Here is a 25,063-nt window from a genome sequence, read left to right on the forward strand (position 1 = left end):
AAGAGGCTGGCGCGTGTGCCATGCCTCTTCCGGATCATGCCATCATGCCCCTGTTTTGCCCGACGGAGCAAGAAAAATTCGGAAAATTCGCAACCCATTGATCCGACTGATGCCGGCTACTGTGCATGGGGTTGTTTTCGACATCTTTGATTTGGACGCGCCAAACGCCTCCAAGCGTCGATGATCGCTCGCTACCGGTCAGGTTCTGGAAAATGGATGGTGGGCGCACAAGGGATCGAACCTTGGACCTCTCCCGTGTGAAGGGAACGCTCTCCCGCTGAGCTATGCGCCCGGGACCATCATGCAGGCGGCCGGACTTTCGGCCGGCCGACGCATTGGAGCCCGCGATTTAGAAGTGCGGGCTTGAGGTGTCAAGTTTCCAGGCGCCCTGGGGCCGGAAAACCTTGCTCGATCACGCAATTCGCCGAGGAAACCGCCTTTTCGGCCCGCTTACGCGCCCTGCTGGCGGGCGCGGGAGGCGTGGGCCTGGAGCGCGCGGATGCGCTCGGCCAGCGTTCCGCCGCCCTCGGGCAGGCTCGGCGTGCCATTGGTCGCGGCGTCGTTGGCCGGGCGGGGCGCCGGCTTCGGCGGCTGGCCGGCCTCGGCCGCCAGCAGCGCCTCGATCGGCGAGTTCGGGCCTTCGAGCTGCATCGCGAGCTTTGCCACCTCGGCGGCGATGTCGTTGATGCGCTCGCGCAGCAGCGCGTTCTCCATCCGCTCGGTGGCCCAGGAGCTTTCCGCCTGCTGCTGGATCGCGTTGACGTCGCGCTGGAGTTTTGCGCGCTCGTCGCGCGCGGAGCGGAGCTGCTCCTCCAGCGCGGTCTTTTCCGCGCGCAGCGCCTCGAATGCCGCCGACGACTTGCCGCCGCTCAAGGCCGCGATCTCGACGCGCAGTTCCTTGACGGTGCGCTCGGAGGTCTCACTGGCCTGGCGGAGCTGGTTGTTCTCGTAGTCGCGCTCGGCGAGCAGCTTGCCCTGCGTGGCGAGACGGCCCTCGAGGTCGGCGACGCGGCCCGACAGCATCTCGGCCTCTTTCACCTGCACGATCAGCTGGCGATCAAGGTCGGTGACGCGCTGGCTCAGATTTTCGACGCGGCCGCGCGCGTCGCCGAGCTCGCGCGAGGCGGTCTCGGATTCGGTGCGCTCCTGCGCGAGACGCGCTTGCGTAGCGGCAAATTCCTTCTCGGCATCGCCGACGCGGTTCTTCAGTTCCTCGATCTGCGCGCGCACCACGACCAGCTCGACCTGGCGGCTCTCCGCCATCAGCGAGCGGTCGGACAGTTCGGAGTTGATCTTGGCGAGCTCGTTCTGCTTGTCGGTCAGCGCATTCTCGGCGGCGCGCAAGGATTCGGTCTTGGCGTTGAACTCCTCCTCGGTGGCGCGGAGCTGCTCCTTCACCGCCTTCTCGCGCGCCTCCAGCGCGAAAATCGTGGCGTTCTTCTCGCCGAGCTCGATTTTCATGCGGTTGATGGCGTCGCTCTTCTTGCCGAGCTCGGCGAGCTGGCTGGTGGTCTTGTTCTTGAGCTGCTCGACGCTCATCTCGAGCCGGCGCGCCGACATGGCGAATTCGGCGCGGAGCTGGTCCTTGTCAGCCTGGATCTCCGCCATCGACAGCGGGGTGGCGGCCTCGAGCCGGCGCGTGGTCAGGCGCACCGCGCGGTTATGCACCAGCGGCACGATGGCAAGCCCGCACAGCATCGCAAGCAGGAAACCGATCGCCAGGTACATGATCGGTTCGACCATGGGCCAGAACTCCCAAGCTTAAGGAAAAATTCACCAACGACAATGCATGCGGGGCTGGCAAAAAGCCAGCCCCGGCCTGTCGTTAACCTTGATCCGTCACAGGATGGGAGGGAGCTCTTAGAACGGGTTCCAGGTCGCGCGCGGCGTGTATTTGAGATAGCCGATATTGGCGCCGAGCCTTAAGCCCAGGCCCGAGCGGATCGGCACCAGCACGATGTTGTTGGCGGTGAGCGCCGTCATGCCGAAGCCGCCGATGATATAGGCCGAGCCGTCGATGCCGGCGAAGCGCTGGTAGATCGCGTTGGTGGCGGGCAGGTTGTAGACCAGCGTCATGGTGCGCGCGCCGTCGCCGCCCCAGTCGAAGCCGAGCGAGGGACCTTGCCAGTAGACGCGGAGGTCGCCGGCGTTCTTGGTGTAGAGCGTGCCCTCGCCGTAACGCAGGCCGGCGACGAACGCGCCGGAGCCTTCCTCACCCAGGATGTATCCGTTCGGCAGGCCCCATTGGCTGACCGCCTTCTCGATGATCGAGGCGAGCCCGCGCGAGACGTTGCCGAAGAAGCGGTGACCGGCGGTCACCAGCTCGTCCGGCCCATAGGTATTGGGCGTCGGGCTGCGCTGCGGCGGCGGCAGATTGGGCGGCGGCGCCTGCTGGGCCGAGGCCGGCGCGATCCAGCCGACCATGGCGGCAAGCGCGAGCGCAGCAAGGCGTGATGCGAAAGTCATAAAAGAACCCCTGGTATCGAATCCGGTCGCTTCCTTAACCTGACGCCAACAGGCACGGCCCTAGGTTGCGCCGGATGTCCCCTCGACTCGGATGTTATCCGCAGCAACTATGACGGCACAACGGCAGGAAGATAGCCCTTTGCGCCCCGGAATTGCCTTGATCGGCCGGCTCGTCTGCCTGCTGGTGGGCGTCTGGTTCGCTTGCCCGGAGCTGCCGGTCGAGGCCGCCACCACCGAGCGGATCGTCGTCAACCGTTTCTCGGGCGTTGCCATCGAGGGGTTCGACCCGGTCGGCTATTTCGTCGACGGCGCCGCCGAGCAGGGCACGGCGGAGTTCGAGGCCAACCTCTGGGGTGCGGTCTGGCGCTTCCGGAACGAGGGCAACCGGGCCTCCTTCCTGGCCCATCCCGAGATCTATGGTCCGCAGTTCGGCGGCTATGACCCCGCCGACATCGCCCGCGGCGTCACCGTCGCCGGCAACCCCCGCTTCTTCGCGATCGTGGCGCAGCGGCTCTATCTGTTCAGCCGGGAAGCCAATCGCGACGCCTTCGCCGCCGATCCGGAACGCTTTCTCTATGAGGTCGGCAAGCGCTGGCCGGCGCTTCAGGAGCAGCTCGGTCAGTAGCAGCCTACCGCCTGCGGGTCGCCCCAGGCGATGAATTCCGGGATGATGAAGCCGGTGCCGCTTTGCTGGCCGAAGCTGAGCTCGCCGCCCTTGCCGTCGGTCACCCTGCCGCCGGCCGCGGTCACGACCGCGCAGCCCGCCCCGACGTCCCATTCCGAGGTCGGCCCGAACCGGGGATAGATGTCGGCAGCGCCTTCCGCGATCCGGCCGAATTTCACGGCGGAGCCGCAGGTCTTTCTCACCGCGTTGGGCCGGCCGTCGATGAACGCTTCGCTCTTGGGATCGGCGTGCGAGCGGCTCACCGCCGCGACCCAGGGCTCGCCCGGCGCTGGCAGCTTGCGGGTGTGGATCGGCTCGGCGGCACCGATGTTAGCGCCGTCAAACCTCACGCGCTCGGCGCCGCGGCCGACGATGCCGCGCCAGAGCAGCCCGAGCGCGGGAGCGCTGACGATGCCGAGCAAGGGAACGCCCCGGGTCACGAGCGCGAGATTGACGGTGAACTCGTCACGGCCGGCGACGAACTCCTTGGTGCCGTCGAGCGGATCGATCAGGAAGAAGCTGCCGTGAAACGGCGGGGAGGCGAGCTGGGTTCGCTCCTCCGACAGCGTCGGGACGTCGCCCGCAAGCTGCGCCAGGCCGTCGGCGATGATGCGGTCGGCGGCGAGGTCGGCCTCGGTCACCGGCGAGCCGTCCTGCTTGCCGTCGATCCGCATCGCCGCGCGGTTGACGCCAAGGATCGCTTCGCCCGCCTTCACCACCAGCGCAGTGAGCGGCTCCATCAATCCGGATGCGGCCTCGGCCTCGATGATCCTCACCTGCATGCCTCATTCATCGGCAAGTCTCTTTTGTCAGCAAGTCTCGCCCCTCAGTTGATTCGCCCGCAGCCTTTATGGCCGCTTCGAACCTATCGCAAGCTAGCTGCCACCGGCTGGCGAATGTTAGAACCCGCAGCATCCGTCAAGCATGCGTGATTCGCGGCGTCCAGCGCCGTGCAATTCCAGGAACCCTCCAGGACCCCATTATATGTCTGACGCCTCGTCGCCCGCGACCGCTACTGCTCCCGATATGCTCGAACTCGCAGCGCTCTTGTGCTCGCGGGTCTGCCACGATCTCATCAGCCCCGTCGGCGCCATCGTCAACGGGCTTGAAGTGCTCGACGACGATCCCAAGCCGGAAGACCGCGAGTTCGCGCTCGACCTGATTCGCAAGAGCGCCAAGACCGCCTCCGCCCGCCTCCAGTTCTGCCGTCTCGCCTTTGGCGCCGCCGGCTCCTCCGGCGCCCAGATCGACCTCGGCGACGCCCAGACCATGGCACGCGGCCACATCGAGGACGGCAAGTGCTCGATCACCTGGAATCTGCCGCGGCTCCTGCTGCCGAAGAATCGCGTCAAGCTGCTGCTCAACATGCTGGTGGTGGCCCAGCACACGATCCCGCGCGGCGGCATGCTGACGGTCGATCCGATCGGCGAGGGCGAGGCGATCAGCTTCCGCATCACCGCGACCGGGCACAATGCGCGCCTGCCGCAGAACATCTCCGAGCTCCTGAGCGGCGAACGGGGACCTGCCGCGGACGCGCACGCGATCCAGCCCTACTATACGCGGCTGCTCGCGCAGGCCTGCGGGCTCACCGTTACGCTCAAGCCGGAGGGCGAAGCGATCATCGTTACCGCTTCGTAAACGCGCGCCGCTGCGCGCTCAGAGGTTAAGCCAATCTTGACGAGGCGCTTCGGCTTGTCCGGAGCGCCTTATCTCTTTGTTGGTTCCGTTCTTTTCCACATACTCAACCATTATTAAACGCTTTGCGGTGAAGCTGGCCCCATTCCGAAATGGCGCATCACGCCTCGTGCGCGCCCGCCCTGTATGAAGGCCTGTTTTCATGGATGATCTGTTGCGGGAGTTTTTGACGGAGACCAGCGAGAGCCTGGACACCGTCGACAATCAGCTGGTGAAGTTCGAGCAGGAGCCGAACAACGCCAAGATCCTGGATAACATCTTCCGCCTGGTCCACACCATCAAGGGCACCTGCGGCTTCCTCGGCCTGCCGCGGCTCGAAGCGCTGGCGCATGCCGGCGAGACGCTGATGGGCAAATTCCGCGACGGCATGCCGGTCACCGCCGAAGCGGTGACGGTGATCCTGTCCTCGATCGACCGCATCAAGGAGATTCTGGCCGGCCTGGAGGCGACCGAAGCCGAGCCGGAAGGCAACGACCGCGATCTCATCGACAAGCTGGAAGCAATGGTCGAGCAGGGCATGGCCGCGATGTCAGGCTCGGCGCAGCCGATGCCGGCGGGTTCGGCTCCCGTTGCCGACGCGCCGCCGCTGGCGCCGGAAGCCCCTGTTGCCGCTGCGCCGGCAAAAGAGATGACCACGGGCACGCTGATCGACCAGACCCTGGAGCGCCCGCTGCGTCCGGGCGAAGTCTCGCTCGACGAGCTCGAGCGCGCCTTCCGCGAGACCGCGATCGAAGCGCCGGTCCCCGCGCCCGTTGCGAAAGCCGAAGCAAAGGCTGAACCTGCGCCCGCGTCGGTCGCTGCGGCCCCGGCCGCGAAGGAAGCCGCCAAGCCCGCCAGGGAAAAGGCCGCGCCGAAGAAGTCGATGGCCGACGAGAGCGCCGGCGAGGGCGACCGCGTCGCCAACCAGTCGATCCGCGTCAACGTGGATACGCTGGAGCATCTGATGACCATGGTCTCCGAGCTGGTCTTGACCCGCAACCAGCTGCTGGAGATCAGCAGGCGCAACGAGGACACCGAGTTCAAGGTGCCGCTGCAGCGTCTCTCCAACGTCACCGCCGAGCTGCAGGAGGGCGTCATGAAGACGCGCATGCAGCCGATCGGCAATGCCTGGCAGAAGCTGCCCCGCATCGTCCGCGACCTCTCGAGCGAACTCGGCAAGCAGATCGAGCTGGAGATGCACGGCGCCGACACCGAGCTCGATCGCCAGGTGCTCGACCTGATCAAGGACCCGCTCACCCACATGGTGCGCAACTCCGCCGATCATGGCCTCGAGACCCCCGCCGAGCGCCTGGCGTCCGGCAAGGGCGAGCAGGGCACCATTCGCCTCTCCGCCTATCACGAGGGCGGCCACATCATCATCTGCATCGCCGACAACGGAAGAGGCCTCAACACCGAGAAGATCAAGGCCAAGGCCATCTCCTCGGGTCTCGTCACCGAGGCCGAACTCGAGAAGATGAGCGAAGCCCAGATCCACAAGTTCATCTTCGCGCCGGGCTTCTCCACCGCGGCCGCCATCACCTCGGTGTCGGGGCGCGGCGTCGGCATGGACGTGGTGCGCACCAATATCGACCAGATCGGCGGCACCATCGACATCAAGTCGGTGGCGGGCGAAGGCTCGAGCGTCACCATCAAGATCCCGCTGACCCTCGCCATCGTCTCCGCCCTGATCGTGGAAGCCGCCGGCGACCGTTTTGCCATTCCGCAGCTCTCGGTGGTCGAGCTGGTCCGGGCCCGCGCCAACTCGGAGCACCGCATCGAGCGCATCAAGGATACGGCCGTGCTGCGCCTGCGCAACAAGCTGCTGCCGCTGATCCACCTGAAGAAGCTCTTGAAGATCGACGACGGCGCGGCTAGCGATCCCGAGAACGGCTTCATCGTGGTGACCCAGGTCGGCAGTCAGACGTTTGGCATCGTCGTCGACGGCGTGTTCCACACCGAAGAAATCGTGGTCAAGCCGATGTCGACCAAGCTGCGTCACATCGACATGTTCTCCGGCAACACCATTTTGGGCGATGGCGCGGTGATCATGATCATCGACCCCAACGGCATTGCCAAGGCGCTCGGCGCCGCCGGCTCCTCGGCCCATGACATGGGCGACGAGAATGGCGCGCACCACATCGGCACGGGCGAGCAGACCACCTCGCTCCTCGTCTTCCGCGCCGGCTCGTCCCAGCCCAAGGCGGTGCCGCTCGGGCTGGTCACGCGCCTGGAAGAGCTGCCCGCCGACAAGATCGAGTTCAGCAACGGCCGCTACATGGTGCAGTACCGCGAGCAGCTGATGCCGCTGGTGGCCATGGAAGGCGTCACCATTGCCAGCCAGGGCGCCCAGCCGATCCTGGTGTTCGCCGACGACGGCCGCTCCATGGGCCTCGTCGTCGACGAGATCATCGACATCGTCGAGGAACGCCTCAACATCGAGGTCGGCGGCTCCAGCCAGGGCATCCTCGGCTCGGCCGTGATCAAGGGCCAGGCCACCGAGGTGATCGACGTCGGCCACTTCCTCCCCATGGCGTTCGCCGACTGGTTCACCCGCAAGGAGATGAAGCCGTCGATGCACTCGCAGTCGGTGCTCTTGGTCGACGACAGCGCCTTCTTCCGCAACATGCTGGCGCCGGTGCTGAAGGCGGCCGGCTACCGCGTCCGCACCGCGCCGACCGCGCAGGAGGGCCTCGCCGCGCTGCGCGCGCAGAGCTTCGACGTGATCCTGACCGACATCGAGATGCCCGACATGAACGGGTTCGAGTTTGCCGAGACCATTCGCTCCGACAACAACCTCGCCGCGACGCCGATCATCGGCCTTTCGGCGCTGGTGTCGCCGGCGGCGATCGAGCGCGGCCGTCAGGCCGGCTTCCACGACTATGTCGCCAAGTTCGACCGTCCCGGTCTGATCGCGGCGCTGAAGGAGCAGACCGCGGGCGCCGCCGGCGCCTCCGAGCTGAGCCGGGCGGCGGCGTAACCTCAAGCGGGATGGATCAGGAGAAACGCAGATGAGCAAGACGCAAGTGAGCGAAGGCGCCATGGTCGAATACGTCACCGCGATGATCGGCGGCCAGCTGTTCGGCCTGCCGATCTCCCGCGTCCAGGACGTGTTCATGCCCGAGCGCGTCACCCGCGTGCCCTTGTCCTCGCGCGAGATCGCGGGCGTGCTGAACCTGCGCGGCCGCATCGTCACCGTCGTCGACATGCGCTCGCGTCTCGGCCTGCCCAGGGACGAGGACGGCAAGACCCCGATGGCGGTCGGCGTCGACCTGCGCGGTGAATCCTATGGCCTCCTGATCGACCAGATCGGCGAAGTGCTGCGCCTGCCCGAGGCCGGCATGGAAGAGAACCCCGTCAACCTCGACCCCCGCATGGCCAAGCTCGCCGGCGGCGTCCACCGCCTCGACGGCCAGCTCATGGTCGTGCTCGACGTCGATCGCGTCCTCGAGCTTGCGCCCGAGATGATGGCGGCCTGATACGGCGGCATTGCCGCCGACGTGCCAGTAATTGGAAGTGTCCCCGCAAGGGGACAGGAAGCAGAGGTTCACATGCGAACTTGTCTCGTCGTTGATGATTCCAGCGTCATCCGCAAGGTTGCGCGCCGGATCCTGGAGGGACTCGACTTCCAGATCCTCGAAGCCGAGGACGGTGAGAAGGCGCTGGAAGCCTGCAAGCGCGGCCTGCCCGACGCGGTGCTGCTCGACTGGAACATGCCGGTCATGGACGGTTACGAGTTCCTCGGCCATCTCCGCCGCATGCCCGGAGGCGACCAGCCGAAGGTGGTGTTCTGCACCACCGAGAACGACGTCGCGCATATTGCGCGTGCGCTGCACGCCGGCGCCAACGAGTACATCATGAAGCCGTTCGACAAGGACATCGTGACGGCGAAATTCCAGGAAGTCGGCCTGATCTGAGCGTCCGCCCGGAGGCTGAGCGGATCCTTCGGCGATTGTTTTCAACTGAACCGTTTCAGTCTGAGTTGGTGAGTAATGAGTGTTGCGTTCGCAGGTAATTCGACCACGGGCACGTCGCGCGAAGCCGGACCACTGCGGGTGATGATCGTTGACGACTCCGTCGTCATCCGCGGTCTGATCTCGCGCTGGATCGGCGCCGAGCACGACATGGAGGTCGCTGCTTCCTTGCGCACCGGGCTCGAGGCGGTCAACCAGCTCGAACGCATCAACCCCGATGTCGCCGTGCTCGACATCGAAATGCCCGAGCTCGACGGCATCTCGGCGCTGCCGAAATTGCTGGCGAAGAAGCGCGATCTCGTCATCATCATGGCCTCGACGCTGACCCGCCGCAACGCGGAGATCAGCTTCAAGGCGCTGTCGCTCGGCGCGGCCGATTACATTCCGAAGCCGGAATCGACGCGTGAGGCGTCGGCCGCCGACACCTTCCATCACGACCTGATCCAGAAGATCCGCCATCTCGGTGCGCGGCTGCGCCGCAAGCCCGCCGTTGCCAGCCCGCCGCTCGCGCCGGCGACCCCGGCTCCGGCTGCGCGCGCACCGGCCGTCGCGCGGCCTGCCGCGCCGGCACCCGCTCCGGCCGTGCATGCTCCGTCGTCAGGATCGCTATCGACGCGTCCGTTCTCGACGCAGGCACCGAAGGTGCTGCTGATCGGCTCCTCGACCGGCGGTCCGCAGGCGCTGATGTCGCTCGTCACCGAGCTCGGACCTGTCATCGATCGCTTCCCGGTGCTGATCACCCAGCACATGCCGCCGACCTTCACCACCATTCTTGCCGAGCATCTGGCGCGGTCGAGCCGCCGCCCGGCAGCCGAGGCGGTCGACGGCGAGCCGGTGAAGCCCGGACGGATCTATCTCGCGCCAGGCGGCAAGCACATGCGTCTCGCGCGCAGCGGCGCGGACATTGCGATCGCGCTCGACGACGGCCCCGCCGTCAATTTCTGCAAGCCTGCGGTCGATCCGCTCTTCTCCTCCGCCATCGACATCTGGCATGGCGCCATCCTCTCGGTGATCCTGACGGGCATGGGCTCGGACGGCATGCGCGGCGGCAAGGACATCGTCGCGGCCGGCGGCAGCGTGATTGCACAGGACGAAGCCTCCAGCGTGGTCTGGGGCATGCCGGGCGCGGCCGCCAATGCCGGCATCTGCGCGGCGATCCTGCCGCTCAACCAGATCGGCGCCAAGGTCAACCGCCTGTTCGCGGGAGACCGCTCGTGACGCCCGCGGATTACGACTATCTGCGCAAGTTCCTGAAGGAGCGCTCGGGCCTCGATCTGTCGCCCGACAAGCAGTACCTGGTCGAGAGCCGGCTGTTGCCGCTCGCCCGCAAGGCGAGTCTATCGGGCATTCCCGATCTCGTGCTGAAGATCAGGAACGGCGACGGGCGGCTTGCGACCGACGTGGTCGAAGCCATGACCACCAATGAGACCTTCTTCTACCGCGACAAGATTCCGTTCGACCATTTGCGCGAGACGATTTTGCCCGGCCTGATCCAGGCGCGCGCGGCACGCAAGTCGCTTCGCATCTGGTCGGCGGCCTCGTCGACGGGGCAGGAGCCCTATTCGATCGCAATGTGCGTGAAGGAGATGGGCGCAGTCCTCGCCGGCTGGCGCATCGAGATCGTCGCCACCGATCTGTCGCAGGAGGTGCTGGAGAAATCCAAGGCCGGCATCTACAGCCAGTTCGAGGTGCAGCGCGGCCTGCCGATCCAGCACCTGATGAAATACTTCACGCAAGTCGGCGAGCTCTGGCAGCTCAATGCCGACATTCGCGCCATGGTGCAGTTCCGCCAGCTCAATCTGTTGCAGGACTTCTCCCATCTCGGCACGTTCGACGTGATCTTCTGTCGCAACGTGCTGATCTATTTCGACCAGGACACCAAGGCGGTGATCTTCGAGCGCATGGCGAAGGCGCTGGAGACCGACGGCACACTGCTGCTCGGGGCTGCCGAATCCGTCGTCGGCATCACCGACGCGTTCCGTCCCATCACCGAGCGCCGCGGTCTCTATCAGCTCAACCCCACGCGCTCCGGCCGGGCGATGGGCGGGCTGATGCCGCAGCCGCTGAAGGTCGCCGCGGCGAGGTGAGTGGCCGAACGGTGGGCGCTCCGAGAGAGCGCCGTCGTGGCGGATGATCGGCAACATCTGACGAGATATCTTCCGTCATCGTGCGCGAGGCTGCACGAGCGTTTGAGCACCCGCGAATTACTCCGCTACCGCGCAACAGAGCTTGCGCCGCGATGCAGCATGATCGCGGACGCTGATAATCATCTGAAGGTTGTGCTATGCTGCCGATGGTCCCGCCCAACCGAGACGGGATTTTATTCCATCATGAACGAATTTGAGGAGCACATATCATGCGAATGTCTTGTGCCTCGTACTTTTTGTTGGTTGCGCTTGCGCTGCCGGCGACAGCTCGCGCCGGTGAGCAAGTGCTCGAATTCAGGCTCGTCACCAGGCCGGTGGACGTCAAGGTGACCGAGGTCGCGAATGTCGAAGGTCAGACGGTCATGTCCGGCAAGATGTTTGGCGTGGCCCTGTTCAAGGATGGCCGCATTGCCGTGAAGGATTTCGTCAACTCCAGTGATTTGCTCAAGGGCTCGGGGCCCATGTTCGGCTACAGCACCTACACCTTCGACGATGGCTCCTCGATCACGGCGCGCTACACCGGTGCGATCAAGGACGGCAAGGCGAAGGGCGAATATACGATCCTGTCGGGCACCGGAATGTACGCAAACGCGACGGGCACGGGCGGGTTCGAAAGTGCGCCAAGCGGGTTCAAGGGCGCCTTCCTGTACGACGGACGATTCATCGTCAAGACACCCTGATCCGGCACGAGAACCTTCGCGCTCGCGTGCCCTCACCAACGGGGCCGCGAGCGCGTTTCACAAAATCGCATGCGGCAGAAACCGCGAGCTGTTGCCCGTGATCGGGCTCTCGTCCTCGCGGATCGACAAGCCGCACGGCTCGTGATTCACCAGCCAGCTTCCGATCACCGGATAGAAGCCGGAAAAGTTCGGCAGCGGTGACAGCGCTTGCCGTATGAAACCTTCGGCGCCGTAGGGGCCCGCCTGCTCGTCGAGCGGCATGCCGTCGGAGACCAGCGTGACATTGGCGCCTTCGCGCGACAGCAGAGGCTTGCGCACATAGGAGCTGCCGAGCTCGGCTGCGCGTGGATCGTCCTCGAAGAAGGCCGGCAGCAGATTGGGATGGTTCGGAAACATCTCCCAGAGCAGCGGCAAAATGCCCTTGTTGGAGAGCACTGCCTTCCATGGCGGCTCGATCCAGCGCGTCGGAGCCTCTTTCAGCTTTGCGCCGAAGGCGTCCTGGAACATCCATTCCCAGGGATAGAGCTTGAAGGCGAGCGCGATGTCGGCATCGTCGAGATCGACGAAGCCGCCGCCCTCGTCGCGCCAGCCGACCTGCTCGATGTCGAGCAGCGTGGTCGAGAGCCCGGCCTGGCGCGCAGTGTCCTCGAGATAGGCGAGCGTGCCGGCGTCCTCATCATTCCCAGTGGTGCCGGTGAGATGCAGGTGACGGCCGGCGGCGATCGCCTTCCATGCCTCGATCAAGCGCTCATGGATGGAGTTGAACTGATCGGCGCGCGATGGAATGATGCGGCGTTCGATCGCCTGTTCGAGCCAGGTCCATTGGAAGACGGCGGCCTCGAAGATCGAGGTCGGCGTATCCGCGTTGTATTCGAGCAGCTTTGCCGGCCCCTTGCCGTCGAACTTCAGGTCGAGCCGGCCATAGAGGCTGCGGTCGTCGCGCGCCCAGCTCTCGGCGATCAGGCTCCAGAACGCTTCCGGAATCTTCAGACGTCGCAGATGCCGTTCGTCGCCGATCACGCGGCCGGCAAGCTCGAGGCACATCGCGTCGATCTCGCCGGTCGGCGTCTCGATGCCGCGCTCGATCTCGTCGAGCGTGAAGGCGTAATAGGCGCGCTCGTCCCAATAGCGGTCGCCGCCGATGGTGTGGAAGACGAAGCCGCATTGCGCTGCGGTCTCTCGCCAGTTGTCGCGCTCGAGACAAACGATGCGCTGCATGGGTCAGCCCCCGCCCGAAAAGCCGTGCCCGAACGCGCCGAAGCCGCCGCGGCTCACGCTGCTGTGGCCGGAGTCGGATGACGTGCTCGACGAAGAATGGCTCGAGGAATCGCTGCTGTAGAAGCTCGATCGCGAGGATGAGCCCGAGCCGCCGCTCGAAGAGCTGCTTCTGCTGCTGCTGTTGCACGCGGTGGTCGTCTGCACCGCCGGATCCGCCCCGGGAGGAGAGGGCTCGCAGGTCTGCCGCGGCATCAGCGTGTAGGCGGTGGTGCCGACCGCGATCGTGCCCATCACGAGCAGCGCCACATGTCCGGAGCGCTTCACCGGCTCCCTCGGCGGCAGCGGCAGGTCCGCCGGCAGGCGCGGCCGGCGTCTGCCAAACTCCTTGCTGGTGGGTTTGTCGGCCATGTCAGTAGATCATGCAGGCGGCGTTGAGGAGGCCTGCGGCGAGCGAGGACAGGCCGAGCCAGATGGCGGGCGCCAGCTCGCCGGCGGCGATCCGCACCGACAAGTTCGGCACCGGCACTTTGACGAGAAAGAACACGATGACCTGGACGATCAGCGCGATCATCGCCCAGATCAGACAGTCCAGCACATTGGCCGAATGCGCGATCGCGCTGACCAGCGGCGCCACGAAGCCGAGCAGGCTGAGGCCGAGCGCGATCGCGGCGGCCGGCTCGTTGTCGCGGATCAGCTGGAACTCGTTGTAGGGGGTGATGCGGGTATAGACGAACAGATACGCCACGATCGCAATCAGCCCGGTGCAGAAATAGACCAGGAAGGCGGGCAGGCCGGCGAGTGATTGCAGGATCATCGTTCCCCCATCGTGCAGCGACCATTCGTCGGCGGGGAGAGCGTACCGGTTCAACGTTAGAGGTGGGTGAAGCCGTATCAGCACGGCTGCTGCACCCTCCCGCTTGCAGGCAGGGCAATCGCATATGGGGCGATTTCCCTTTGGCCATCCTTCGAGACGCCCGCCGTTGGCGGGCCCTCAGGATGAGGACCGTGTGCGCTGCGCTAGTTTCAATGAGCACCGACGCCCCTTAGCCTCATCCTGAGGAGATCGCGAAGCGGTCGTCTCGAAGGACGAGGCGCGCACACAGGTCGCGCAAAATGCCATCTGCGATAACCCTACGCTTGCGGGTGAGGGAGAACACGTCCGCAAAAACGAAAACCCCGCCATTTGCGGCGGGGTCCAGGCTGGGAGGAGCGAGCCCCGATGGGCTCGCGACGTAAACCGGATCAGGCGGGGATGCGCTCTTCGTGCTCGTGCGGCTCGCGCAGCACGTAGCCGCGGCCCCACACGGTCTCGATGAAGTTGCGGCCTTCGGAGGCGTTGGCAAGCTTCTTGCGGAGCTTGCAGATGAAGACGTCGATGATCTTCAGCTCCGGCTCGTCCATGCCGCCATAGAGGTGGTTGAGGAACATTTCCTTGGTGAGGGTCGTGCCCTTGCGGAGCGAAAGGAGCTCCAGCATCTGGTATTCCTTGCCGGTCAGATGCACGCGCTGGCCGCCGACTTCCACCGTCTTGGTGTCGAGGTTGACGACGAGGTCGCCGGTCTGGATGACCGACTGGGCATGGCCCTTTGAGCGGCGCACGATCGCGTGGATGCGGGCCACCAGCTCGTCCTTGTGGAAGGGCTTGGTCATGTAGTCGTCGGCGCCGACGCCGAGACCCTTGACCTTGTCCTCGATGCCGGCGAGGCCGGAGAGGATCAGGATCGGTGTCTTGATCTTGGAGACCCGGAGCTGCTTGAGCACGTCGTAGCCGGACATGTCGGGCAGATTGAGGTCGAGGAGAATAATGTCGTAATCGTAAAGTTTACCGAGATCGACGCCTTCTTCCCCCAAATCGGTCGTGTAGACGTTGAAGCTCTCAGACTTCAGCATCAGCTCGATCGACTGCGCGACGGCGCTGTCATCTTCAATCAGCAAAACGCGCATGCCAGTTCCCCATAGTCGCCGCTCCTGGGCGTCAGGTCGGCCGCATTCGCGGCACTCAACAAAACGCCTTTGAACAACTGATTCGGATCCTGACAACAGATGGTTAACAAACTCTGATTCTGGAACGCAAGTCCTCCCGGTGCAATTTTTGTCGAATCGCCCTAAGGTCTTGTGCAGGAAGCAGCTTTCGTTACCCCGATCCGTTCAAGTTCCACTTTAAGAGACGGGCCTAACCGACTCCCGCGACTCAGCCTTCTTCTGAAAGGGAGTCACGCTCAGTCACAAAGACAGTGACGCAATGATTAACGATGCGGGTAAACACGAAGTTAAGCGGCGTTCAGAAATATGGCGAAACTTAAGAGTTTCACCGTGAAGGCCCGGAGCACGACGGCGATCACCTCATGAAAGCCCTCTTATGAAGGCGCGCCCCTTATGAAGGCTCTTGTATGAAGGCTCTTGCCGAACAGATCGGCGATATCGACGGCGTCAACATCTATGGCCGTGTGGTCGGCGTGCGCGGCCTGATGGTCGAGGTGGCGGGTCCCATCCATGCGATGTCGGTCGGCGCGCGCCTCGTGATCGAAACCGGTGCCAACCGTTTCATCCCCTGCGAGGTGATCGGCTTCTCCGGCAACAACGCTGTCGTGATGCCGTTCGCCGGGCTCGATGGCGTGCGCCGCGGCTGCAAGGCGGTCATCGCCAATGCGGCCAACCAGGTGCGGCCCTGCGCGGCCTGGCTCGGCCGCGTGGTCAATGCGCTGGGCGAACCGATCGACGGCAAGGGGCCGCTGCCGCAGGGCTCCTCGCCGATGCCGTTCCGCAATACGCCGCCGCCGGCGCATTCGCGCAAGCGCGTAGGTAGCCCGCTCGATCTCGGCGTGCGCGCGATGAACACTTTTCTCACCTGCTGCCGTGGCCAGCGCATGGGCATCTTCGCGGGCTCCGGTGTCGGCAAATCGGTGCTGCTGTCGATGCTCGCGCGCAACGTCGATGCCGCCGTCAGCGTCATCGGGCTGATCGGCGAACGCGGCCGCGAGGTGCAGGAATTCCTGCAGGACGATCTCGGCGAGGAGGGCCTCGCACGCTCCGTCGTCGTGGTCGCGACCTCGGACGAGCCGGCGCTGATGCGACGGCAGGCCGCCTACCTGACGCTCGCGGTCGCCGAATATTTCCGCGACGAGGACCAGGACGTGCTCTGCCTGATGGACTCGGTGACGCGTTTTGCCATGGCCCAGCGCGAGATCGGCCTGTCCGCCGGCGAGCCGCCGACCGCCAAGGGCTATACGCCGACCGTGTTCACCGAGCTGCCGAAGCTTCTGGAGCGTGCCGGGCCTGGCCTCGGCGAGGGCGCCATCACTGCGATCTTCACGGTGCTGGTTGACGGCGACGACCACAACGAGCCGATCGCGGACGCCGTCCGCGGCATCCTCGACGGTCACATTGTGATGGAGCGTTCGATCGCCGAGCGCGGCCGCTACCCCGCCATCAACATCCTCAAATCCGTCTCCCGCACCATGCCGAAATCGGCCGATCCGCAGTTCTGGCCGGTCATCCAGAAGGCGCGTGCAGTGATGGCGACCTATGCCGACATGGAGGAGTTGATCCGGCTGGGCGCCTACCGGGCCGGCTCCAGCCCCGAGGTCGACGAGGCGATCCGCCTGCACGAGCCGCTGGAAGCGTTCCTGCGGCAGGGCAAGGACGAAAATGCCTCACTGGCGGACGGCTATCGGCAGTTGGCGCAAATCCTCGGCAATTTGGAAACGGAACGCTAACTTTGTCGGTTCATCATCCGATCCCACAGAGTAGCAGAGCCGGTCTTGGCCCTAACAGGGCCTGTGGGGAGACCGGTGCCGTCCCAATGTGCGTGTGTCTTGCAGCTAAGGGACTTCTGGGGAGTACGAGTCGATGAAGTCACGTGATACCCTCATCCGCCTGAAGAAGTTTCAGGTCGACGAGAAGCGCCGCCGGGTCACCCAGATCGAGACCATGATCGCCGACTTCCAGCGGATGTCGGTCGATCTCGAACGCGAGATCCAGACCGAGCAGGAGCGTGCCGGGATCAATGATCCCTCGCACTTCGCCTATCCGACCTATGCCAAGGCCGCGATCCAGCGCCGCGAGAACCTGACCCGCTCGGCCGAGGAGCTCAAGGGCCAGCTCGACGAGGCCAAGGCCGCGCTGGCCGAGGCCTTCGAGGAGCTGAAGAAGGTCGAGCTTCTCGACGAGCGCGACCAGGCCCGTGAACGCGCCGAGGAGAACGCCCGCGAGCAGGCCGACCTCGACAGCATCGGCCTGATGCGCGCCCGCATCGGCGCCGTCGCCTAGGGGCGCTAGAGCATGATCCGGAAAAGTGCGCAGCGGTTTTCCGAAAAGATCATGCTCAAACAATAACCTAAGCAAGAACCGCCGAGAATTTGCAAAACCCGGACCCGCAAGGTCCGGGTTTTCGTATGAGCTGTCCACAGCGCAGCGCCACGCCCCTTGGTGGTCGGCTTTGCCGCGCGCTATGGTAGCGGGTGGTTTACCTCGCCCCGCTTGCGGGGAGAGGTCGGATCGCTCCCGGCGATGCGAAGCAGCGTCCGGCGCGATCCGGGTGAGGGGGACTCTCCGCGAGTCCGTCTGCAACCTCCCTTGCGGAGACTCCCCCTCACCCCAACCCTCTCCCCGCAGGCGGGGAGAGGGAGGAAGAAGCGACGGGGCATGAGGGGGCTGAATGCTGACGCCGGCAGAGCTGGTCGGGCTGATCGAGGCGGTCGCCAGGGGCGATCAGGCCGCGTTCGAGCGCCTCTACGTCGCCACGCGCGCGAAACTCTATGGCGTCGTGCTCCGTATCTTGCGTCGGCAGGATCTCGCAGAGGAGGTCATTCAGGAGGCCTACGTCAAGATCTGGAACGGCGCCGGCCAGTTCAATCCGGCGCTCTCGTCGCCGATCACGTGGATGGCATCGATCGCGCGCAACCGTGCAATCGACATCGTGCGCAAGAAGTCGGAAGCCTCCATCGAGGAAGAGCCTCAGGCGATGGAGGTTGCGGCCGACAGTCCCGATCCGCTGGCGCGCCGCGAGATGACCGAGGAGCTGAAGCGGCTCTTGGAATGCATCGGCCGGCTCGAGCCGGACCGTCAGAAGCTCGTGCTGCTCGCCTATTACAACGGCTGGAGCCGCGAGCAATTGGCGGAAAAATTTTCCGCGCCCGTCAACACGGTGAAGACGTGGCTGCGGCGCAGCATGCTGGATATCCGGGAGTGCCTCGGACTTTAGAGGATGATGAGAGTGTATAAGTCGGCGCAGCGGTCTCGCTTCACCTCTCCCGCAGGGAGAGGTCGGAATGCATCGCAAGATGCAATCCGGGTGAGGGGTTGCGCTCTCTCATGGGACCTGAGCCCCTCACCCGATTTGCTGCGCAAATCGACCTCTCCCTTCGGGAGAGGTGAAGGAATGTGATGGCCTACACGGAGGACCATATCGCGCTCGCCGCGGAATATGCGCTCGGCACGCTCGACGCCGACGAGCGCGCGCAGGTCGAGACCATGATGGCGGTGGACGAGGCGTTCGCCGAGATCGTGCAGGCCTGGTCCTATCGGCTCGGTGTCCTCAACCAGATGGTCGGCACCATCGAGCCGCGCCCGATCGTGTGGGAGAACATCAGGGCCGAGCTCGCGCGGACGGATTTTGCACAGGCGCCGCCCGCTCAGGCCGAAGCCGCGCCGCCACCCGCACCTCTGCCGGAGTCTTCCTCGTTTGAAGCCGTGTCGCCGCCGCCGCCTTCGGACAGCGCGCCGCCGGCCGAGCCGGCGCCTGCCGCAGCCGAGTCGCCGGAGGCGGCGCGGCCGGCCTCCGATGCACTATCCGACGTCGCGCCGGTCTTCATGCCGCAGGTCCATGCGCCCGATCCGGACGTCGTGCATGCGCCGCCAGCGCCGGTCGTGGACAACAGCAATGTGATCCGGCTCGAGGGCCGCGTGAAGCGCTGGCGCACCATCGCGTCCGCCGTCGGCGCGCTCGCGGCCGCGCTGCTGGTGACGCTGTCGCTGCAGATCTTCCAGCCCGACGCGCTGCCGGGCGCGTTGCGTCCCACGCCGCGCATCCAGACCGTCGAGGTGAAGACGCCGGGCGCGCCGCTCGCGGCCTCGTCGCAATATGTCGCTCTGCTGCAGGGCCAGGGCGGTGGCCCGGCCTTCATCCTCACCATCGATGGCGCGACGCGGAATTTCACGGTGCGCAAGGTCGGCGCGACGCCGGAGCCCGGCAAGAGTTTCGAGCTCTGGCTGATCTCCGACAAGCTGCCGCGCCCGCGCTCGCTCGGCGTGATCGGCGCCGGCGACTTCACCGCGCGTCCGGTGCTCGCCGGCTACGATGCCGACCTCGTCAACGGCGCCACCTATGCCGTCACCATCGAGCAGGCCGGCGGCTCGCCCAACGGCCAGCCGACCTCGGCGCCGGTCTTCACCGGCAAGCTGATCGAGACCGTGCCGCCGGCGCAGCCGCAAGCGCCTGCGAAGAAGTAGGTGTCGTAGCGGTACCGTAGCCGGGATGAGCGAAGCGACATCCGGGGACAGTGGTCCCGCATGTCGCTTCGCTCCTGCGGGCTACAAGGGCGCGTTTCCTGTCGCCCCCGTCCATCCCGCCGTCGCATTTCGACAAGCCCGGTCAAATCCGCTTCCCCTTTGAACCTCCCCGCAATTCGCCGCGTCAAATCCCCGGAATTTGCAGTCGGCGCGGCCGATCATTGTGCCGAAGAGGGGCGAGACATCAGATGGATGCAGCGAAAACGCCGGGCATCTTCGTTCACCAATATGCAGGCCTGCCGCAGGGTGTGGCCTTCGAACATTGGCGCGACAGGGCCTTCGGGGCCTGCGGCCTCGACATCGGGCCGAGCCAGGGCGACAGCATCGATTGCCGGCTCCAGGTCAGCGTGGTCGACAATATCGTGCTGGCCATTCCCGAAGGCGCCTCCGCGCAATATTCGCGCACGCAGAGCCGCCTTGCCGACGGCAGCGACGATCTCGTGCTGATCGCGGCGCATGCGGGTCTCGTCCGCGTCGGGCAGAACGGCCATACCGTCGAGCTCGCGCCGGCGCAGATGGTGCTCGTCGACATGGGCATCACCGGCACCGTCGGTCACACCATTGAGGATCGTTTCACCAGCATCCGCATGCCGCGCCGCGCGCTGCTCGACATCAGCCCGCGGGCCGAGGACAAGCTCTCGCAAGTGCTCTCTGACGGCGCGGTCGCCGAGACCATCTTCCGCTACCATGCGCTCGCCGCCAATCACGCGCCGCATCTCGATGCCGTCGGTCAGCGCCTGACCGCGCAGCACATGGTCGATCTCGTCGGCCTCCTGCTCGGCACCGATGCCGATCACGCTAGCCTTGCGCGCGGGCGCGGGCACGCGGCGGCCCGCCTCGACCTGATGCAGGCCGACGTGATGGCCGCGCTCGGCCGCAACGATCTCTGCCTGGCCGACGTTGCGACACGCTCGGGCTTAAGCCCGCGCCAGGCGCAGCGCCTGTTCGAGCAGGCCGGCACCACCTTCACCGAATTCGTGCTGGAGCAGCGCCTCCTGCTGGCGCGAAAGCAGCTCGGCGATCCCCGCGCGAGGGCGCGCAAGATCAGCGACATCGCGCATTCCTCGGGCTTCTCCGACCTGTCCTATTTCAACCGCGCCTTCCGCAAGCGGTTCGGCACGACGCCGTCGGAACTGCGCGAGGCGTGAACCCACGTTTTTGCGCAGCGGCCCGGCGCCACCGCAGTTGGTCGATCCGGACGAATGGGCTATATCTAGCCGCGCGGGCAGGCCGCAGGATCTCTTTGGAAAGTGCGAGTAGGCGGACATGGCGCGTATCGTCGTGCTCGGCGCCGGGTTTGCAGGTCTGTGGGCGGCCATCGGCGCCGCGCGCAAACGCGACGAGATCGGCGCAGGCAGCCGTGACATCGAGATCCGCCTGATCGACCGCAACCCCTATCACAACATCCGCGTGCGCAATTACGAGAGCGACCTCAGCGAGGTCGCGCTTCCGCTTGCGCAATTGCTCGATCCGATCGGCGTCGCTCACGGCCTCGGCGAGGTCGAAGCAATCGATTCGGCACATCGTCAGATATCGCTCGTCACCAGCGGTGGCGAGGAGACGCTGGCCTATGACCGCCTCGTGCTCGCGCTCGGCAGCGAGGTGATGCGTCCCGACATTCCAGGCCTTGCCGACCACGGGTTCGATGTTGATACCTATGCCGCTGCGCTTCGCCTCGAGGATCATCTCGCCTCGCTTGGGCGCAGCGCGCCGTCGCCGGGGCGTTCGTCGGTCGTGGTGGTCGGCGCCGGCTTTACCGGCATCGAGGTCGCGACCGAAATGCCTGACAGGCTGGCGCGGGTCGGCATCACCGGCAGCCGCCGCATCATCCTGGTCGATCCCAATCCGAGCGTGGGCGCCACCATCGGCGCGCACGCGCGTCCCGTCATCGAAGCGGCCTTGTCGTCGCTCGATGTCGAGACGCGGCTCGGCGCGCGCGTCGTCTCGGTCGAAGCCGCCGGCATTCACCTGAGCTCGGGCGAGTTCATCCCGACCCAGACCGTGATCTGGTGCGCGGGCATGCGTGCGAGCCGGCTGGCCGAAAACTTTCCGGGCGCGCGCGATCGCCTCTGGCGCCTGCTGGTCGATCCCTTCATGCGCGTTGCGGATCTGCCTGGCGTGTTCGCGGCCGGCGACGTCGCCTCCAGTGTCGTCGACGGACTGCATCCGACCGTGATGTCCTGCCAGTTCGCCCGGCCCATGGGCCGCTTCGCCGGCCACAACGTGGTGGCCGATCTTGCCGGCGAGCCGATGCTGCCGCTGCGAATCGACTGGTACGTCACCGTTCTCGATCTCGGCAGCTGGGGCGCGCTCTATACCGAGGGCTGGGATCGCGAGGTCCGGGCCACCGGCGCGGCCGCGAAGGCGACCAAAGAGACCATCAACCGCAAGCGTATCTATCCGCCGCTGACCGGCAGCAAGGACGATCTGTTCGCCGCCGCCGCGCCAATCGTGCAGGCGCCGCCGCCGACTTATGGAGGGCGGTAGCGCCAGATATTCGGTGTCATCGCCCGCGAAAGCGGGCGATCCAGTATTCCAGAGACAGTAGTTGGAGACGGAGAAGCCGCGGCGTACTGGATTCCCCGCTTTCGCGGGGAATGACAGCGGTGTTTCGGGCGGCATCCCGTGCAACACCTGCAGTGCAAACACTACCCCAGACGTGAGAAAGCGCCCGTGGGGGGCGGGCGCTTTCTGTAGTCGACTTGGGGTTGGGGTCGTCTACATATCCACGTGGCGACTTTGGGGGGCTGGTAAAGAGCCGCGTGAATTCACAAAACTTGTCAGATCTCCTTAGCGAACGAGAGACGCGTTCGAGCTGGTGATAACGACCGGCTTGCCGGCCTTGATGACGCGGGCCGTCTGGGTCAGACCTTCATCCGAACCTGAGCGTGCCGTGATGCCGAAGCCCGCCACCACGATCCCTGCGACGAAGGCGACGACCACAACCTTCAAATGGGTCGCGCGATCGGCGCTGTAGATCGAGTGGTTCATGGAAGCCTCCTGCCGCCACCTACCCGAAGTAGTCGCCGGCCGTTTGAGGCAGGTTCATGCTTCCGGTGCCCAACAACCTAGTATTGGCTGGATTCGTTCCCAAGAGGCGATCACAAGAGCGTGATATGACGTGAAAGATCGCGATCAAAAACCGGCTCTTGATCGTTCTTTTTTATAATTATTTCAAAGCTGTAATGTGCTTGCTGAGCGCCTTTTCGGCCTTTGGTCGACAAGGCGCCGGGAACTCAAAAACCATTTGCCTGTGGCCGAAAAACACACGGCTTCTTAAGGCAAATCAGATGCTTCCGACCGTTTTCAACCTTGCCCTGGGGTGGATTTCAGCCTGCGACAGCACGGTGGTCTGGGCGCGGAACCGCTCCACGAGAGAGCGCACGAAGGGACGAATTGCCGCAGAGGTGACCAGCACCGGCGCCTCGCCTTCGCGGGCGGCGCGCTCGAAGGCCTCGCGCACGGCGGTCATGAATTCCGACAGCTTCGAGGGCTGCATGGCGAGGCTGCGCTCCTCGCCCTGGCCGATGATGGATTCGGCGAAGGCCTGCTCCCACCGTGCCGACAGCGCGATCAGCGGCAGATAGCCGTTGTAGGAGGTGTTCTGCGCGCAGATCTGCCGGGCGAGGCGGGCACGGACGTGCTCGACCATGGTGGACGGATTGCGCGAGAAGGCGAGCGAGTCCGCGATGCCTTCGAGGATGGTCGAGAGATCGCGGATCGAGATGCGCTCGGCGAGCAGCAGCTGCAGCACGCGCTGGATGCCGGAGACTGTGACCTGGCCGGGGACGATGTCCTTGACCAGCTCGCTCTGCTCCTTCGGCAGCTCCTTGAGCAGCTTCTGCACCTCGCCATAGGAGAGCAGGTCCGACATGTTGGCCTTGAGCAGCTCGGTGAGATGGGTCGAGAGCACGGTCGCGGCATCGACGACGGTGTAGCCCTTGAGCGAGGCCTCCTCCTTGAGGCTGGCATCGACCCAGGTCGCGGGCAGTCCGAAGGTCGGCTCGGTGGTGTGGATGCCGGGCACCTGAACCTGGCTGCCGCCGGGGTCCATGACCATGAACTGGTTCGGCCAGATCTTGCCGGTGCCGGCGTCGACCTCCTTGATCTTGATGATGTAGGTGTTGGCCTCGAGCTGGACGTTGTCGAGGATGCGCACCGCCGGCATCACAAAACCCATCTCGATCGCGAGCGAGCGGCGCAGCGCCTTGATCTGCTCGGTGAGGCGGTCGGTGCCGTCGGGCCCGTTGACGAGCGGCAGCAGCGCATAGCCGAGCTCGATCTTGAGGTCGTCGATCTTCAGCGCGGCGGAGATCGACTCTTCCGCCGCGGCCGCGCCGGGCGCACCCGGCATGCCCGGAGCGGGCGCGGCGTTGGCGGCTTCCTCGGCCTTCACGGCGGTGCGCTTGTGGTTGCGGGCGTGCCAGGCCAGCGCGCCGGCGCCGGCGCCGAGCGCCAGGAAGGGGATGGTGGGAATGCCCGGCAGGGCCGCCAGCACCAGCATCACCGCCGAGGACATCGCGAGCGCCTGCGGATAGCCGGAGAACTGCTTCATCAGCGCCTTGTCGGCGGCGCCGGACACGCCGGCCTTGGAGACGAGGAGGCCCGCGGCGGTCGAGACGATCAGCGCCGGCACCTGGGTGACGAGGCCGTCACCCACGGTCAGCAGCGTGTAGCTGCGTCCGGCATCGGCAAACGACATGCCCTGCTGCGCCACGCCGATGATCATGCCGCCGACGACGTTGATGAAGACGATCAGGAGGCCCGCGATGGCATCGCCGCGGACGAATTTGGAGGCACCGTCCATGGCGCCGAAGAAGCCGCTCTCGTCCTCCAGCTCCTTGCGCCGCTGCTTGGCGACCTTCTCGTCGATCAGGCCGGCGGAGAGGTCGGCGTCGATCGCCATCTGCTTGCCGGGCATGGCGTCGAGGTGGAAGCGGGCGGCGACTTCGGCGATACGGCCCGAACCCTTGGTGATGACGACGAAGTTGACGATGATCAGGATGGCAAAGACGATGATGCCGATGACGAAATTGCCGCCCATCACGAAGCTGCCGAAGGCCTCGATGACGTGACCGGCGGCGTCCGTGCCCTCGTGGCCGTGCGACAGGATCAGGCGGGTCGAGGCCATGTTGAGCGACAGGCGCAGCATGGTCGAGATCAGGAGGATGGTCGGGAAGGCCGAGAATTCCAACGGCGCCTGGATGAACAGCGAGGTCATCAGGATCAGGATCGAGAGCGTGATCGAGATCGCCAGGAACAGGTCCAGCACGATCGCGGGCAGGGGAAGGATCAGCACCACCAGGATGGTGAGGATGCCGAGTGCCAGCGCGATGTCGCCGCGCTTGAGGATGTTGACGATCTCGTTGAGGGAGGGGACGCCGGGCTTTGCTGCGCCTACGCCCTGTCCCGCGGTGACGTCGACCATGGTAGCTGCCTCCCCGCGCGACTGCCGTCCGCGCGCCCCAAACGTCTGCGCGGCGGCCGATGGGCCGCCGTTCCGAAAGTGAGGCACCGCACTGGCGTCCACAGGGGATCCCCCGTTCTACGCGGCCGACGACACTCGACTTCACCCGGCAATTTTTGCCCGGTGTATGGTTAGCAAAGGGTTAACGTGGTGGGAGGAGGTCAGGCAGGGGGCGCCCTTCTGCAAAATGTGAAAAACAACCCCATGCACAGTAGAGCCGCGGCTGCCGGCCGGCGCTGGGCCTGCTCTGTCAAGTCGTTGCTGCG

23 protein-coding genes and 1 tRNA gene are annotated in these 25,063 nt (G+C 65.4%); 14 read left to right on the top strand and 10 right to left on the bottom strand.

The features are described 5' to 3' along the window. Positions 1–217 precede the first annotated feature (217 nt). The 3 genes from GGD63_RS25295 to GGD63_RS25305 form a co-directional block, all read right to left on the bottom strand. A tRNA-Val gene (locus tag GGD63_RS25295) sits at positions 218–292 on the bottom strand. Between the two features lie 158 nt (positions 293–450). Continuing rightward, positions 451–1,743 (bottom strand): hypothetical protein, encoded by a 1,293-nt coding sequence (locus GGD63_RS25300; protein WP_183245875.1) that lies wholly within the window; start codon positions 1,741–1,743, stop codon positions 451–453. Positions 1,744–1,860: 117 nt separating this feature from the next. Next, the gene (locus GGD63_RS25305) at positions 1,861–2,466 is read right to left on the bottom strand and encodes a DUF1134 domain-containing protein (RefSeq protein ID WP_183245876.1); all 606 of its coding nucleotides are present in this window, start codon (positions 2,464–2,466) and stop codon (positions 1,861–1,863) included. Positions 2,467–2,605: 139 nt separating this feature from the next. Here GGD63_RS25305 and GGD63_RS25310 point away from each other — a divergent pair, with 139 nt between their 5' ends. Then, positions 2,606–3,091 carry a YHS domain-containing (seleno)protein gene (locus GGD63_RS25310; protein WP_183245877.1) on the top strand — a complete coding sequence of 162 codons (486 nt, stop codon included), beginning with the start codon at positions 2,606–2,608 and terminating at the stop codon, positions 3,089–3,091. Here GGD63_RS25310 and GGD63_RS25315 read toward each other — a convergent pair. After that, positions 3,085–3,912, bottom strand: a complete 828-nt coding sequence (locus tag GGD63_RS25315) for a 3'(2'),5'-bisphosphate nucleotidase CysQ (protein WP_183245878.1) — start codon at positions 3,910–3,912, stop codon at positions 3,085–3,087. The two genes, GGD63_RS25310 and GGD63_RS25315, sit on opposite strands and share 7 nt — an antisense overlap. A gap of 202 nt (positions 3,913–4,114) precedes the next feature. Here GGD63_RS25315 and chpT point away from each other — a divergent pair, with 202 nt between their 5' ends. From chpT to GGD63_RS25350, 7 genes are all read left to right on the top strand, one after another. Next, the gene (gene chpT / locus GGD63_RS25320) at positions 4,115–4,768 is read left to right on the top strand and encodes a histidine phosphotransferase ChpT (protein ID WP_183245879.1); all 654 of its coding nucleotides are present in this window, start codon (positions 4,115–4,117) and stop codon (positions 4,766–4,768) included. A gap of 199 nt (positions 4,769–4,967) precedes the next feature. Then, positions 4,968–7,781: a hybrid sensor histidine kinase/response regulator gene (locus GGD63_RS25325; RefSeq protein WP_183245880.1), complete on the top strand. Its 2,814-nt coding sequence runs from the start codon at positions 4,968–4,970 to the stop codon at positions 7,779–7,781. 31 nt (positions 7,782–7,812) lie between these two features. Then, positions 7,813–8,280, top strand: coding sequence for a chemotaxis protein CheW (locus tag GGD63_RS25330; RefSeq protein ID WP_183245881.1), 468 nt, complete (start codon positions 7,813–7,815; stop codon positions 8,278–8,280). A 72-nt stretch (positions 8,281–8,352) separates the two neighbouring features. Then, complete coding sequence (locus GGD63_RS25335; protein WP_007600538.1) at positions 8,353–8,718, top strand: PleD family two-component system response regulator; 366 nt, start codon at positions 8,353–8,355, stop codon at positions 8,716–8,718. Between the two features lie 75 nt (positions 8,719–8,793). Then, on the top strand, positions 8,794–9,993 hold the full coding sequence (locus GGD63_RS25340; RefSeq protein ID WP_183245882.1) for a chemotaxis response regulator protein-glutamate methylesterase: 1,200 nt from the start codon (positions 8,794–8,796) through the stop codon (positions 9,991–9,993). Continuing rightward, a complete protein-coding gene (locus GGD63_RS25345; protein ID WP_183245883.1) occupies positions 9,990–10,862 on the top strand; it encodes a protein-glutamate O-methyltransferase CheR in 873 nt (290 codons plus the stop codon). The genes GGD63_RS25340 and GGD63_RS25345 overlap by 4 nt, the downstream gene beginning before the upstream one ends. Positions 10,863–11,131: 269 nt before the next feature. Then, a complete protein-coding gene (locus GGD63_RS25350) occupies positions 11,132–11,602 on the top strand; it encodes a hypothetical protein (RefSeq protein ID WP_183245884.1) in 471 nt (156 codons plus the stop codon). 57 nt (positions 11,603–11,659) lie between these two features. On the opposite strand, the gene GGD63_RS25355 is transcribed toward GGD63_RS25350, so the two are convergent. The 4 genes from GGD63_RS25355 to ctrA form a co-directional block, all read right to left on the bottom strand. After that, positions 11,660–12,820 (bottom strand): glutathionylspermidine synthase family protein, encoded by a 1,161-nt coding sequence (locus GGD63_RS25355; RefSeq protein WP_183245885.1) that lies wholly within the window; start codon positions 12,818–12,820, stop codon positions 11,660–11,662. Positions 12,821–12,823: 3 nt separating this feature from the next. Beyond that, positions 12,824–13,228 (bottom strand): hypothetical protein, encoded by a 405-nt coding sequence (locus GGD63_RS25360; protein WP_183245886.1) that lies wholly within the window; start codon positions 13,226–13,228, stop codon positions 12,824–12,826. A 1-nt stretch (position 13,229) separates the two neighbouring features. Continuing rightward, a complete protein-coding gene (locus GGD63_RS25365; protein ID WP_183245887.1) occupies positions 13,230–13,634 on the bottom strand; it encodes a DUF350 domain-containing protein in 405 nt (134 codons plus the stop codon). 428 nt (positions 13,635–14,062) lie between these two features. Beyond that, the gene (gene ctrA, locus GGD63_RS25370) at positions 14,063–14,764 is read right to left on the bottom strand and encodes a response regulator transcription factor CtrA (protein WP_008138878.1); all 702 of its coding nucleotides are present in this window, start codon (positions 14,762–14,764) and stop codon (positions 14,063–14,065) included. Between the two features lie 446 nt (positions 14,765–15,210). Between ctrA and fliI the strand changes: the two genes are divergently transcribed. From fliI to GGD63_RS25400, 6 genes are all read left to right on the top strand, one after another. Continuing rightward, complete coding sequence (gene fliI, locus GGD63_RS25375) at positions 15,211–16,536, top strand: flagellar protein export ATPase FliI (protein WP_183245888.1); 1,326 nt, start codon at positions 15,211–15,213, stop codon at positions 16,534–16,536. A gap of 133 nt (positions 16,537–16,669) precedes the next feature. Further along, on the top strand, positions 16,670–17,089 hold the full coding sequence (fliJ, locus tag GGD63_RS25380; RefSeq protein ID WP_183245889.1) for a flagellar export protein FliJ: 420 nt from the start codon (positions 16,670–16,672) through the stop codon (positions 17,087–17,089). 388 nt (positions 17,090–17,477) lie between these two features. Further along, positions 17,478–18,023, top strand: coding sequence for a sigma-70 family RNA polymerase sigma factor (locus GGD63_RS25385; protein ID WP_183245890.1), 546 nt, complete (start codon positions 17,478–17,480; stop codon positions 18,021–18,023). A 182-nt stretch (positions 18,024–18,205) separates the two neighbouring features. Beyond that, positions 18,206–19,270: an anti-sigma factor domain-containing protein gene (locus GGD63_RS25390; protein ID WP_183245891.1), complete on the top strand. Its 1,065-nt coding sequence runs from the start codon at positions 18,206–18,208 to the stop codon at positions 19,268–19,270. A 248-nt stretch (positions 19,271–19,518) separates the two neighbouring features. Continuing rightward, positions 19,519–20,478, top strand: coding sequence for an AraC family transcriptional regulator (locus tag GGD63_RS25395; protein WP_183245892.1), 960 nt, complete (start codon positions 19,519–19,521; stop codon positions 20,476–20,478). Positions 20,479–20,596: 118 nt separating this feature from the next. Further along, positions 20,597–21,817 carry an NAD(P)/FAD-dependent oxidoreductase gene (locus GGD63_RS25400; RefSeq protein WP_183245893.1) on the top strand — a complete coding sequence of 407 codons (1,221 nt, stop codon included), beginning with the start codon at positions 20,597–20,599 and terminating at the stop codon, positions 21,815–21,817. A gap of 303 nt (positions 21,818–22,120) precedes the next feature. Here GGD63_RS25400 and GGD63_RS25405 read toward each other — a convergent pair whose 3' ends face one another. After that, positions 22,121–22,321, bottom strand: coding sequence for a hypothetical protein (locus tag GGD63_RS25405; protein WP_183245894.1), 201 nt, complete (start codon positions 22,319–22,321; stop codon positions 22,121–22,123). Between the two features lie 295 nt (positions 22,322–22,616). Beyond that, positions 22,617–24,758, bottom strand: coding sequence for a flagellar biosynthesis protein FlhA (flhA, locus tag GGD63_RS25410; protein WP_183245895.1), 2,142 nt, complete (start codon positions 24,756–24,758; stop codon positions 22,617–22,619). Positions 24,759–25,063: the final 305 nt, after the last annotated feature.

The sequence above is a fragment of the Bradyrhizobium sp. cir1 genome, assembly GCF_014198245.1.
Classification (GTDB): Bacteria; Pseudomonadota; Alphaproteobacteria; order Rhizobiales; family Xanthobacteraceae; genus Bradyrhizobium.

What these genes read in the sequence shown, in the direction of transcription:
- GGD63_RS25400 (WP_183245893.1), top strand. Translation starts at nt 20,597, where the DNA reads ATGGCGCGTATCGTCGTGCTCGGCGCCGGGTTTGCAGGTCTGTGGGCG.
- GGD63_RS25390 (WP_183245891.1), top strand. Translation starts at nt 18,206, where the DNA reads ATGGCCTACACGGAGGACCATATCGCGCTCGCCGCGGAATATGCGCTC.
- GGD63_RS25335 (WP_007600538.1), top strand. Translation starts at nt 8,353, where the DNA reads ATGCGAACTTGTCTCGTCGTTGATGATTCCAGCGTCATCCGCAAGGTT.
- GGD63_RS25355 (WP_183245885.1), bottom strand. Translation starts at nt 12,820, where the DNA reads ATGCAGCGCATCGTTTGTCTCGAGCGCGACAACTGGCGAGAGACCGCA.
- GGD63_RS25340 (WP_183245882.1), top strand. Translation starts at nt 8,794, where the DNA reads ATGAGTGTTGCGTTCGCAGGTAATTCGACCACGGGCACGTCGCGCGAA.
- GGD63_RS25300 (WP_183245875.1), bottom strand. Translation starts at nt 1,743, where the DNA reads ATGGTCGAACCGATCATGTACCTGGCGATCGGTTTCCTGCTTGCGATG.
- GGD63_RS25405 (WP_183245894.1), bottom strand. Translation starts at nt 22,321, where the DNA reads ATGAACCACTCGATCTACAGCGCCGATCGCGCGACCCATTTGAAGGTT.
- GGD63_RS25395 (WP_183245892.1), top strand. Translation starts at nt 19,519, where the DNA reads ATGGATGCAGCGAAAACGCCGGGCATCTTCGTTCACCAATATGCAGGC.
- ctrA (WP_008138878.1), bottom strand. Translation starts at nt 14,764, where the DNA reads ATGCGCGTTTTGCTGATTGAAGATGACAGCGCCGTCGCGCAGTCGATC.
- GGD63_RS25315 (WP_183245878.1), bottom strand. Translation starts at nt 3,912, where the DNA reads ATGCAGGTGAGGATCATCGAGGCCGAGGCCGCATCCGGATTGATGGAG.
- GGD63_RS25330 (WP_183245881.1), top strand. Translation starts at nt 7,813, where the DNA reads ATGAGCAAGACGCAAGTGAGCGAAGGCGCCATGGTCGAATACGTCACC.
- GGD63_RS25360 (WP_183245886.1), bottom strand. Translation starts at nt 13,228, where the DNA reads ATGGCCGACAAACCCACCAGCAAGGAGTTTGGCAGACGCCGGCCGCGC.
- GGD63_RS25365 (WP_183245887.1), bottom strand. Translation starts at nt 13,634, where the DNA reads ATGATCCTGCAATCACTCGCCGGCCTGCCCGCCTTCCTGGTCTATTTC.
- fliI (WP_183245888.1), top strand. Translation starts at nt 15,211, where the DNA reads ATGAAGGCTCTTGCCGAACAGATCGGCGATATCGACGGCGTCAACATC.
- flhA (WP_183245895.1), bottom strand. Translation starts at nt 24,758, where the DNA reads ATGGTCGACGTCACCGCGGGACAGGGCGTAGGCGCAGCAAAGCCCGGC.
- chpT (WP_183245879.1), top strand. Translation starts at nt 4,115, where the DNA reads ATGTCTGACGCCTCGTCGCCCGCGACCGCTACTGCTCCCGATATGCTC.
- GGD63_RS25350 (WP_183245884.1), top strand. Translation starts at nt 11,132, where the DNA reads ATGCGAATGTCTTGTGCCTCGTACTTTTTGTTGGTTGCGCTTGCGCTG.
- GGD63_RS25385 (WP_183245890.1), top strand. Translation starts at nt 17,478, where the DNA reads ATGCTGACGCCGGCAGAGCTGGTCGGGCTGATCGAGGCGGTCGCCAGG.
- fliJ (WP_183245889.1), top strand. Translation starts at nt 16,670, where the DNA reads ATGAAGTCACGTGATACCCTCATCCGCCTGAAGAAGTTTCAGGTCGAC.
- GGD63_RS25305 (WP_183245876.1), bottom strand. Translation starts at nt 2,466, where the DNA reads ATGACTTTCGCATCACGCCTTGCTGCGCTCGCGCTTGCCGCCATGGTC.
- GGD63_RS25325 (WP_183245880.1), top strand. Translation starts at nt 4,968, where the DNA reads ATGGATGATCTGTTGCGGGAGTTTTTGACGGAGACCAGCGAGAGCCTG.